The 12,281-nt window shown below is 49.6% G+C and carries 5 protein-coding genes; all 5 read right to left on the bottom strand.

Annotation, left to right across the window (positions count from 1 at the left end; genetic code table 11):
* Window positions 1-31 precede the first annotated feature (31 nt).
* Window positions 32-3,604, bottom strand: a complete 3,573-nt coding sequence (locus tag AC1XTG_RS07030; RefSeq protein ID WP_484841462.1) for a PVC-type heme-binding CxxCH protein — start codon at window positions 3,602-3,604, stop codon at window positions 32-34.
* Window positions 3,605-3,660: 56 nt separating this feature from the next.
* Window positions 3,661-5,436 (bottom strand): glycoside hydrolase family 71/99 protein, encoded by a 1,776-nt coding sequence (locus AC1XTG_RS07025; protein ID WP_484841461.1) that lies wholly within the window; start codon window positions 5,434-5,436, stop codon window positions 3,661-3,663.
* 119 nt (window positions 5,437-5,555) lie between these two features.
* The gene (locus tag AC1XTG_RS07020; protein WP_484841460.1) at window positions 5,556-7,280 is read right to left on the bottom strand and encodes a hypothetical protein; all 1,725 of its coding nucleotides are present in this window, start codon (window positions 7,278-7,280) and stop codon (window positions 5,556-5,558) included.
* A 71-nt stretch (window positions 7,281-7,351) separates the two neighbouring features.
* On the bottom strand, window positions 7,352-9,121 hold the full coding sequence (locus tag AC1XTG_RS07015; protein ID WP_484841459.1) for a RagB/SusD family nutrient uptake outer membrane protein: 1,770 nt from the start codon (window positions 9,119-9,121) through the stop codon (window positions 7,352-7,354).
* Window positions 9,122-9,138: 17 nt separating this feature from the next.
* Window positions 9,139-12,261 carry a SusC/RagA family TonB-linked outer membrane protein gene (locus AC1XTG_RS07010; RefSeq protein WP_484841458.1) on the bottom strand — a complete coding sequence of 1,041 codons (3,123 nt, stop codon included), beginning with the start codon at window positions 12,259-12,261 and terminating at the stop codon, window positions 9,139-9,141.
* Between the last annotated feature and the right edge of the window lie 20 nt (window positions 12,262-12,281).

Here is a 12,281-nt window from a genome sequence, read left to right as displayed (position 1 = left end):
ACAAGGGAGTAGCCTCGACCACTTCCCCCCATCACTTCACACTCAGCAAATAATGCATTAATGCGTAGAAATCCTTTTCCGGGATTATAGTCCTGAATTGGTCGGGCATTAAGGTGTACTTGGAAGCGCGATATTCTTTCATTTCGTTGTTGGCTACCGCAAATTCTTTTCCGGTCATATCTGCAAATACCATTGTTTCGCCTTCTGTCCTGCGGTACAAGCCCGTAAGCGTCTGGTCATTTTTCAATGTGATATTATAAGTACGAAATGCCTCGGTTATATTCCTGTTAGGGTCAAGAATCTTTTGGGTCAATGCTTTGTGGCCCCAGTTTCCAATACCATCGAGCTGCGGGCCTACCATTCCGCCCTGCCCTAAAATTTGGTGACAGCCGCTGCAATTCTGCACAAAAACAGCTTTTCCGGCATCGGTTAAGCCAGTTGCTGGCTTAAAGTTGACAATGCGCGCATCGATCAGCTTTTGCCGCTCTTCCCGCTCGTCCGCCCCAGCCGCAAGGTATCTCTGCATTTGCTCCCGCTGACCAGCATTGGCATTCACATCCAAACGTTCTTTTACCGGAATTTCATTGGCGATATCAGGATTAGCGGCTTCCTCTTTAAATGCATTCAGCAGGTAATCAATACCTTGTGAAGTATTGGAAAGTACCGTAGCGATCGCAACCTGCAAGTTTCGTGCACCGCCCGCCAGCTGCTTTTTCAGCATTTCATAAATAGAAGGTGAAGGCGCCTGGCTCATCGAAGCCGCTAGTTTTTCGCGTAGTATCGGCAGCTCCGCAGGATCATCAAAAGCTTCCGCAAGCACATTCACATTTGCCTTCGGATCAATATTCATCAATGCATTTGCCGCCGCGCTGCGAACCGGGTAATCCAGCCATTTCGCTTTGACCATTTCTCTTAATTTCGGTTCAAGTGATTTGATCCGAAACTCATTAGCTATCTCTGCTGCCGCAACCCTTTGATCAGAAATAATGCCAGGCGCCTTCGCCGGAATTTCCAGTACAGCCGGTTCCAGTTTCCCAAAACCCACCGAGCCGGTCTGCGAACTGTCAACCGCCTCGATATAGCCCATTTGTCCGGCGTATTTACTCAGATTAAAGGTTGTATTTTTGATCAAATCCTTCCATTGCATTGTTTCTTTCTGGTTCAGGCGGTATTCCTGAATGATCTTTCCACCTTCTGCGAGTCTTACCCGAATAGCATTTCTTGAAACACCTTTTTTCTCAGGCAGGTTGTGGATATCGTTGTCAAAAACATTCATCTTCAACGTAGCCGGCAATTTGAATGGAACTGAATAAAGCGCAGCAGTGGGCACATAGCCATTTTTCTCACTCAAAATAATTCGAAAAGCAGGTGTGATATCCGTCAGAAACTGTTCTGAGACTGTCCATGTATTACCGGCATCAGCCGTTTTCGCCAGTGGTCTGTTTTTCCAGACTTCCGAACTTTCGGAGATACCTTCCAGGAACCGCGTCGCCAGACTGGTACCCCAGGAAACCAGTTTCTCTCCGGGCTCCATCCCGCTCTGCTTTACACCCGCCTGGATCGTTTTATATAAGGAAAGCTGTGTTTCAAGATCATTCGCGAACAGCCTATTAATAAGATCAATTGCCTTTTCCAGCTGATAAGGTGAAACGTACCGGCCAATGTATTCGAGATTTTTGACCAAATCAGCCGAATTGAGCTCGTGTGTTAACGTATAATCCAGCACAAATGCAGCCGCCGCGCTTGAAAGCACATCCAGCATTGCTTTCGCCAAAAGCCCAGCCTGTGGGTCCGTCCATTTCATGCCCGGAATGCGCCACATAATATGATCATCTTTCAAATTGTCACGTATCGCTAGCATTGCGGTATACTTCAAATGCGTATCCTCCGCATCGGTATTAGCATACAGATTCATCAAAGGAACCAGATTTTTGAAACTTTTGACTTTCCCTAAAATCTCCGCTGCTATGCGACGAACATTTGGATCCTCATCATTTAATGCTTTCAATGTTAAATCCTGGAAACGATCGTTTACTCCTTCGCCCTGCGAATAAATCCTGAATGCATGCAGCTTGACAGTTGGATCATGGTGGGTGAGCGCGTCCGACATAATGGAGTAATTGAGCGCTCTAAGCCTGTGCAATGCCCACATCGCGTGCACCCGGGAAGCGGCGTTCTCATTTCCTGGAATGGACGCTTTCAAATCCCTTATAGCTTTCTGTCCGAATGTATCCACAATTCGGTCCGCCACTTTCAATCTGGTATTCAGCTGCGGGTGTTTCAATCCCTCGATCAGTTGATCCAGCGTCGCTTTTGACCAATCCACCACCTTCATATCCTGATGCGGTAAGTCACCTTTGTAGGTAATCTTCCAAATGCGTCCGCTAAGCCGGTCGCGACCGGGGTGATTTAATGCAACTTCATAATGACCGATGATTCTGTTATAAAAATCAGCAATGTATATAGCGCCATCAGGCCCCAGCTTCACATCCACCGGCCTGAACCACGGATCTTTACTTACCAGCAATGGTTCTTCCTTTTTGGAAACGGGCGTCGAACCTTTATATGTGATCGTATTGCGGTCAATGCGGCAGGTTACCACATCTCCCGTATAAAAACTGTTTCGGTACTGCTCGGGAAACTGGGTGCCCGTATAATAAACCAGACCAGCCAATGCAGTTGAACCCAGATCGTAGTCCATCATCACCGGAGCAAACCCCAGTCCGGCCGGTGCTTTTTTACCAAAATGCGGATATTCTCCGCCGAAAATGAGCTGCGTGATCGGCTTCGTGTGACAGTCCACCGAATACAAATACCCTTTTTCATCATAAGCATAGCCAAATGGATTTACCCGACCGAAGGTGGTCTGCTCCACGTGACTCCCGTCGAGTTTCACCCGGAATGTATTCCCCGAAGTCATTTTAATGGTATCCCCGTCGGTACCTGCCACATTGGAAGTATTGGAAAAACCGTGACAAACGTGGAGCCAGCCGTCGTAGCCGCGCACCAGGTTGTTCACCATTCCGTGCGTGTCTTTGTGACCGAATGGTCCCAGCAGTACTTTTTTGCTGTCTGCTGTCCCGTCATTATTATCATCTTTGATATAATACAAATTGGGAATGCTGTAAGCAATCGCACCGTCGGCCACGGGCATTACCCCGATCGGGATATTCAGATTGTCGTCGAAATGCGTAAAGGTATCCGCCTTTCCATCGCCATTTTTATCTTCCAGAATCGTGATTCGATCCTTCCCGTCACCCCGCCCCGCAGCCACCGGATATTCCGAACTTTGAGTCACCCAAAGCCGGCCGCGATCATCAAACTCCATATTAATGGGCTTGGTAATATCGGGCTCAGAGGCGAAAAGCGTGACTTCAAAGCCAGGAGGCAGGATGAAGTTCTTGCGCTCTTCGTCAGGCGTTTTGAATTCGCTGGTTCTGATATGCTCAGCGTAAAGATCAGGCGAAGGCTGGGCATTCAGGGCAATTTTGGAGCTCTGTCCGGATTTGCTTTTCGGCGCGCTGCAACTTTGCGCATAAAGAAAAAGTACCGCAGATAAAACAACGGTACTGCCAAGGCGAGACTTCTTGAAATGATCATTCATTTAGGAGTTGATTTTACCCCACCCCCCGACCCCCTCTTAGGGGGCAGGGGGTGGTCTCACGGCTGATAAATGTAATTAGCTCTTCCCGCAGGTGCCACGTCTCCATTAACCCAGAAATCCATGATATTGCCCTGCTCCTGCATATTGTCGCTCCATTTAAATTCAAAATCGGGCTCACCGGTTATGCCGAGCATGGATTTTGGCACTTTGATCTCCATTTTATTTTTGTTGACAGAGAACTCGGCTTCACCTGCCTTTGTCCAGTTCCAGGCTGCATCCGTTTTTTCAACAATTGCTTTTTTATCAGGATTAATGCGGTTGATGACCACATCATATCCTTCCCAGCCCGTGTTCTTATCCTTATCAGTATTGATAAAAAGACGCATCCAGCCCGGATCTGTTTTAGGCGAAAGCGGCTGTGCGGTTTCTACATAGAAGTACACGAAATCCGCGTCACGAGCTACTTTTGAAAGCACAATATCATTCCGGCCGGTCGTATTTGTGTACACCAGACTCCCCCAGCCCGGACTGTTCCGATGCATCGTACTGCCTTTATGCGCCGCGAATGCAGGAGTTACCTGATCCCATTCTGTAAACTTCCCATCGATCGCAACCGTAGTAGCTGCCGAAGTTCGCTCCCGGGCAGGCAGGCCCTTGAACTTTCGGATATTCGCCGCCATTTGGTAATAATAATTATCGCCGTGACCGCCTTTCATAGGCTCGATATCTCTGCTGCCTTCCTGGTCAAATTCGTCGGGAAATGCATTGGTTTGCTCCTGCCACACATCGTAGCGGCCTGCAATCCACTCGTTCCAGCCGGTGATGAATATCAGCTCGGGGTTAATTTCCAGCGCCCTGTCAAACTGCTCCTGAAAATTAAAGCCGTAATTCACTGCGCCAGGCGTGGTAACCTGCCCTTTGGTGTGCGTATAGCTTCTGCCAAATGAGCCCGTTGCATTCAATGCAGTCAACCCGCGTGCTTTGGTCCAGTTCTGGGCTACGCCTACCGTCGCCTGCTCGAAAGTCCCGTCTGCGTTTTTCTTATATCCGTGCTGCGGGTAAATTTCCAGCCAGCCCCAGTGATCTGCTTTTTCCGGCCCTTTGTTATAAACCGGCTGCCCCGGACGGAATGTAAAAAATTCACGCAGTTCCTTTTCCAATGCAGGCTCAGCCGTTTTTCCTTTGATGGTTTCGGTAAATTCAGGAGAAGCCATAATGAATGGTTTTCCCTTCCACATAAACCACAGATCCTTGTACTTTCCCGGCTTATAAAGGTCTGCGTAAATCTCCCTGATGATCTCTTTTCCGCCGTCGGTTGTCCAGAAAGGCAGCATAAAGCAGATCTGCGGCGTTTTTACACCGTCTTTTCTGGCTTGCGTAAATACCTCGCAGAGTTTCATATAGGACTCTTTCCAGGTCAGGTTTCCATTAGTACAATCAAAAATGATCATATCCACACCTGCGTCGGCCAGCATTTCAGCATGTTTGCGCAGCAGCCACTCGTCGGTATCCACATAATACCCAAAAAGCGGCTCCGCCCAAAACCACGGACTTTTGCGCTTCGGCCAGATCGGATCATTGTAATCGTGAATCGCTTTGGGATTGCGCGAAAGGTATTCGGTTACATTCAATGCAGGATTATTCTTCGCCTGCTGCGTATGCCACGTCCAGTAAAACAGTCCCACAAACTTGTCCTTTTTAAAATCTCCTGCCTCCTGATGCGAAGGCAACCTGCGGCCGACTGCGTCGGTGGCAGTGACGAGTGGGCTGTAATTTTGGGCGAAGGCTGGTGGTGCGAGGAGTAGGAGGATAAGTTGAAGTTTGATTTTCATTTTTCAAAAGATGGTTTGTAAGTTTTTGTCACCCTGAGCGCACCGGGCCGCCGGGCGGTCGAAGGCCCTTCGACTGCGCTCAGGGTGACAAGTGTTAATGCGCTTGGGTGAGAAACACGCTACTCGTTTGCGATAAAATTAAACCTCCCGCCAGGCGCAACGTCGCCGTTTACATACCAGTCGAGCGGGTTGTTGTCTTCCTGCATGTTGTCCGACCATTTGAACTCCATGTTCAGGGGGGATTTCAGATTTGTTAAAAAGGATTTAGGAATAGAGACCATCATTTGATTGCCTGCAACCTGGTAGGTCACTTTCTTGACGTCGTGCCAGTTACCCGATTTATATTGCTGCAAAGTGTTCCCTGAAACAATGCGGTACTCGTACCCTTTCCAGCCAGTAGCCGCTTTCCGGTCGATATCCAGGTACAGGCGCATCCAGTTGTCGCCGGAGTTCGGCGTGATTTCAGCTACTGTTTTTACATAGAAATAGAGGTTCTTTTCATCACGGGCCATCTTCATTTCGTCAAAATCATTTCTTCCCGTTTTGTTCACATACACCATCGCAGGCTCTGTTTGCGCACCGGGATGGTTTCGCGCCTGAGTATCACCTGTGTAATCTTTGTAAATGGTCGCAATGCCTTTCCAGTCTTCCAGATTTTTGATGCTTTTTACCGGCCCCAAAGCCGGATTGGCTTCCACACCCTTGTACCTGCGCACATTGGCGACGAGCTGCATATAATAATGGTCTTTCAAACCTGCCGTGAGCGACGGCTCAATATCCCGGCTGTATTCCGGACTCGCCTGATCGCAAAACCACGAATGTTCCGGGTTCTTGTCGTGACTCGGAAACTTACCCGCAATCCATTCATTCCAGCCGGTCACATATACAAAAGGCGTATTCTGCTTGATCGCGAAATCCCATTGCTCCTGCACATTGTAACCGTAAACAATATCCTTCTTCGGATCGCCGGGCGAGCCATTGCGATAGCTCCTGCCCCAGTTGTCTTTGTTCCCGTAAAACGCCGACCCGCCCATTCCCGCAGTGGGATTTGGATGCTGCGCAACCGAGACATTGATAATCTCCGCTTCGCCTGCATTATTATAATGTACTTTCTGAGGTCGGGTAAAAGAAATCCACGGCCAGCCATTTTTCTTCTGCGCCTCCGTAGGCCATTGTGACTCGCGGAAAGTAAAAAAGGATTTGTAGTTGCTCCCTTCTGCCTCTTTACTGATCCCGATGATCAAAGGCTTGCCGTCGAGCATATACCAGCTGTCAGGGTGGCGGTAAGGGGCGCCTTCTTTGTAAAACATATTATACGCTTCCTGCATCGTTTCACCAGATTGCGTATTGGTATAAAAAACAATCTTGGGTGCTTTCCGGCCCTGCGCGCGCACTGCGTCCATTGCTTTCATCAGCGCGTCGGCCTGCTTCGGGTAAGTGAGCCGGTTGGTTGCATCAATCACCAGAAAGTCAACTCCCGCATCAGTGAGCAGCTGAATGCTCCGCAGATGTACCCAGTAATCATCGCCTTTATAGTATCCATAAATAGGCTGTCCCCAGTAGTACATTCCTACGCCATTCTTGGGATCACCTCCCCAATCGGGATGATCAAAGTCTTCCAGTACCGCGGGATTTTTGGAAACGATCTCATGAAGGTCCCAATGCCGTGCCGGCGCCACATCGTGCCACAGGAAATAGAACATACCTACCTGGCGGTCGCTCTTTGGATCGCCCACAACGTTGTTTTGCGGGATTGTCCTGCCGAGGTCATCAGTACCTGCCAGCGGCTGCGCAAAACTTGCAGTCGCTGTCAGGCCTAACAGTGTGAAGATTCTCTTTAGCATTATTAAGGATTTAGGATGTATTTGCATTCAATGGCCGCCACGCAGTAGGGCAGCGCCGGAGCTGTTCAGATCTAATCCAGCCAGCCGGGATTTTGCCAGTCTGCACCGGACAGTCCGACGATCTTGTCCACTTCGGCCTGGTCTATCGGGTAAAGCAGGTATTTGTCTGAAAACGCATTGCGATTGGTGAACTTAAACCGGCGATAAACGAAGTTGGTGCCGCTTTTGGTAATCCGCATTCCTGTTACAAAACGGTCGGTCTGGTCCAGGATCTTCCAGCGGCGTACATCAAAAAACCGGTGCTCTTCAAATGCCAGCTCAACGCGCCTTTCATTTCTGTATTTTTTCTCAAATGCCTCTTTTGTCATCGCAGCCGGAAAGCCGGGCATTCCTGCCCTCGCCCGCACTGCATTCACAGCCTGCCGCGCAGACATGGTTTGTGCGCCTACCTTCACAGCTGCATCCGGTCCGGCCGACTGGTTCGCAGCCTCAGCAAAATTGAGATACAGCTCTGCCAGCCTGAACAGCCTGATCGCACCGTCTGCATCATTGTTCTGTCCCGACCTGAAATTGTTGAACTTCCTGAGATAATAGCCCGTCCGCGTATGTTTCCGGTTGATATCTGAAATCTCCTCAGCCCCGCCGACAAAGGTTTCGACCTTCTTTCCCGCAGGCTGGTCCAGGTTCCTGACAGCGCCATTGTAGTAAATGGAAGCGTAAAAACGGGGATCGCGTCCTGCATAAGGATCCGTTTCTTTGTAGCCCGAAGTTGCGTTGATAACCGGCGTGGTACGATTAGCATCGGAATACCCTGTTATCGGTGCTTCCCCATTCGCCATTTCGTAGCTGTCTACCAGTTCCTGCGTGGGGCACGGGCCCGTTCTTTCCATGCCAGGGTTGGTCGGCATGCCTGCATACCGCCAAACCTGCATAGCATCTCCGGCATGATAGATGGTTTCTTTATCGGTAGCGCGCTGGTCATTTGAACTGGTGAAAAAGTAAAGCGCGTAGCTGTTTTGAGCGATATCAGCTGATGGTTTTTGGTTGAAAAGCTGATAACCGTTTGCCAGGCATTCTCCCAGCGCTTCGGCAGTAATTGTAGTGGCCATTTGCCAGTTATAGGTACCGTCGCTCCAAAGCGGGCTTGCTGCATAGGTAACCGCCTGCGACTTGACAGCATAAGCAACTGCCCGCGTCATGATCCCATATTGATTGTCGAAAATATCCCAGGGCAAACCCTCCCGCGTAGCAGGATATGAAAGTGCCTTGTCGCAATCCGCCAGAATGAAGGTTACTACCTCCGAAAAGGTAGCACGTTTATCCTGCGAGAAATCGTGGTCAATCGCGAGCGGCTTATCGAAGATAGGCACGCCGCCATAGCGTTTGATCAATTGCAGGTAATACAATGCACGCAAAGTGTGCGCCTGCGCTATCCAAGAATTCGTCTCTCCTTCGCTCGCATAAACCGTAGCGGTTTTGATGTTTTCAATAAATACATTGCATTTCCGGATCCCTTCATACAGTTTCCCCCACGGACTTCCGTCTGCTGAATTGGTCGCGTAAGTAAGAGAAGTCACATTGCCGCCGTACCAGACAATGTATTTTGAGCCTGGCGTGATATCGTCTGCGTCCTGGGCCTCATCCGTAAAAGAGGCACGGTCCATGTAAGGTTTCGGGGTAAAGCCGTAGCACGAATTCAGATAGCCGCGTGTCCGGTTATAGTCGCTGAATACCTGGTCCATGGTAATGCGGCCGTCGCTTGGCAAGTCCAGCTTTTCGTTACAGGATACCAATATGGAGGTAACTGCAAGTGTCAGGAGAAGTATCTTATATTTTTTCATTTTGTAAAATGACAGAGTTAGAAAATGACACTGATACCTGCATTGAACACGCGGTAAACTGGGAATCCGGCAAAGCCGCCGCCTTCGGGACCGTAATCCTTCGAGCGCATTTTATCCCACGTAATCAGATTTTGTCCGCTCACCAGTATCCTTATTTTTTCGGAAAGAATGTAGCGTGAAATGGAAGCAGGAAGCGTGTAGCCGATCTCCACATTTTTCAGGCGCAGATAAGAGCGGTTATCCAGATAGTAGTCGCTCGTTTCGTGGTTGACGCTCTTGCCCAGCGAGAGTGCGGGTGCAGTAATCTCCTCCCCGTTTGCATACCGTTCGGGTGTCCATGCATTGCGGTGCAGCGAGCCGAAAACGCCGTCGTACTCAGTTTCCCAGATACCCGTGAGCGTGCCTGTTTCAACCGTTGCGTATTTGCCTACGCCCTGAAAAAGGAAGCTGAGATCAAGGTTTTTGTAAGTAAATCCGGCCGATAAGGAATAGATCGTACTCGGCAGCATGCCCGTTCCGATGGGCGCTTTGTCACGTTCGTCGATCTTGGCATCGCCATTCAGGTCGCGGTATTTAAGGTCGCCGGGGCGCGGTGTGCCAAAACCGTAAGTAAGTCCGCTCTGGTCAATCTCCGCCTGCGAATTGAAGTATCCGTTTCCATTGCTGCGATCCACGAGGTACCCGAACTTCTGACCAAAAGAATAACCTTCCTGCCATTTACGATAAGCATAGTCCTCCGTTTTGAGCGCCTCATTCTGATTGATGATCTTGTTTTTAGCGTAGCTCACCATCAGTTTACCAAAAACTGAAAAGTCGCGACTCACTGCTTTGTTATACCCGAGTGTCAGATCAACACCCTTGTTTTCAAAACTACCTGCATTGAGCTTGGGATAGTTAACGAGCTGCACACCCTGGTAAAGCGGAATTGTTGATAGCGCGCTGACGATCATGTTGTCCATTTTTTCATGAAAAACATCTACCGACAAATTCACTGCATTCAGAAATCCCAGATCGATCCCGAAGTTCTGCTTCTTGGAGATTTCAGCTGCAATGTTGGGATTACCCACCTGGCCTTCCTTCACCTCATATTGCAGTGAACCGATCGGCCCGCCGCCCGTCACCGTCACATTGTCCAGGTATGCATACCGCGCGAGCCCGCTTTCATCATTGGCCGTTTTCCCGTAAGAAGCGCGCAGTTTCAGGTAAGAGAGGAATGCATTGTCTTTTAAAAACGCCTCATTAGAAATCACCCAAGCCGCCGAAATCGCGGGTGTGGTTGTATAACGCGAGTTTCTCGCATACTGCTCAGATCCTGAATAGCCGAGATCCAGTTTCAGCAGGTACCGGTTATCAAAACCATAATTGACCTCAAATCCTGAGCTAACCCTGTTGTAAGGCAGCATTCGCGCCGAATCATTTTCAGCTCTTGTGAGGTTTTGGTAAAACATATACGCCATTGCTCCCACCCGGTGCCTGCCAAAGTCGCGCTGATAGTTCATTGCCACATTGTAGGTCAAATGGTAATAGTAGGAATGCGACTTGGAGTATGCCAGCGGCGTGTTGTTCTGCGCACCTTTTTTAATGAATCCGGTACCCGAAGAATCGCTCGTCTGCACCCAGCGCTCATAATCCTGCTTGGTACTCAAACTACCCACGGAGTTGGTCTGGTAAGCCAGTCTGCCGGTCATGTTCAAACCTTTCGTCAAAAAACCCATATCCAGGTCGAGACCAAACTGCGAGGTAATGTTGGTAACCGTGTGGCGCACATAGCCTGTCCGGTTGAGCAAACCATAGGTGGGCGATTCCACACGTTCGGTCGTGATCACTTTTCCACCGGGATCTGTTACTTCGCCGGAACCGTCCACTACCGGCTGCGTTACCGGACCGTACACCGTAGAAGGAATCCGGAAAATGCTCGAATACACATCTGCATTACTTGCGCCAGGCGTACGTTCGCGCTTCACATTCCCGCTCAGCCTCACGAATGCTTTCAGGTAACGGTTCAGGTTCATATCCACATTGGAGCGATAGTTTACCCAGATATTGTTCGCATTGGGATTGTAGCGCTCCTGGTCGGTTTTGAAATAGCCGCCCTGGTGCATGAAATTGATGTTCGAGAAGAACTGCACTTTGTCGTTTCCGCCCGTCACATTCACACTCGCCCGCTGCATGTTGGCGAAATCCTTGATGAAGCGTTTGTACCAGTTGTTATTAGGGTAAAGAACAGGGTCTGAGCCTGACCGGTAACCTTCAATCTGCTGCTGGCTATACAGATAATTGGCTCCCAAACCGTCATTGAATGCAGCCTGGTTCCTTATGGTGGCGTAGTCGGCCGAGTTATAGAACGGCGGGGTTGTAGTTACCTGCTGCATTGATTGGTCAAACCTCGTCTTGATCTGCAAAGGCCCTTTTTTACCTCTTTTCGTGGTAATCACCAGCAGCCCGTTTGCACCCTGAATACCGTAAAGCGCCTGGGTAGAAGCATCCCGCAGGATCGTCACCGTTTCGATTTCATTGGCGGTAATGTAATCCAGCGTCTGGTTACTGTTGTAAGCGCAGATAATCCCGTCGATGATCACCAGCGGCCCACCGTCCCGTGCCGCAGCAAGCCCGCGGATGTACAGGTTGGTATTTGCCCGCGAGAGTTCCGAGAAGGTTTCCTGCGTGGTAAGTCCCGGCAGACGGCCGGCAAGTGTTTGCGTCAGGTTAGCGACAGGCGCTTTTTCCAGCTCTTCGCCTTTCACTGTCGCAACCGAACCCGAGATATCATTCCTGAACTGCGAGGTGTAACCCAGCTGAATTACTTCGTCCTTCCTGTGCGCGTCCCATTCCAGCTTCACATCAAGCTCCTGCTTGTCGGTGACATTGATTTTCTGGTTTTTGTAACCATATAATGAAAATACAATGGCGCGGCTGCCGTCGTCGATACTCATCGCAAACTCTCCCTTACTATTCGTAGAAGTTCCATTTTTCCCGTTTTCAGAATTGATCACAACACCCGAAAGCGGCTTGCCAAACTCATCGAGCACGAGCCCGTTGATCGTTTCTGTCGGTTCCTGCGCCAAAGCTGCCGTGCTGAATGCGGACAGGATCACAAAGGCTGCGAGCGAAAGGATACCGGATTTTATATATGTTATCATAAAAAATGATCGTATAAATC

Source organism: Dyadobacter sp. HNCC25DJ183 (genome assembly GCF_056895175.1).
This window is presented reverse-complemented; position numbering and strand designations above follow the sequence as displayed.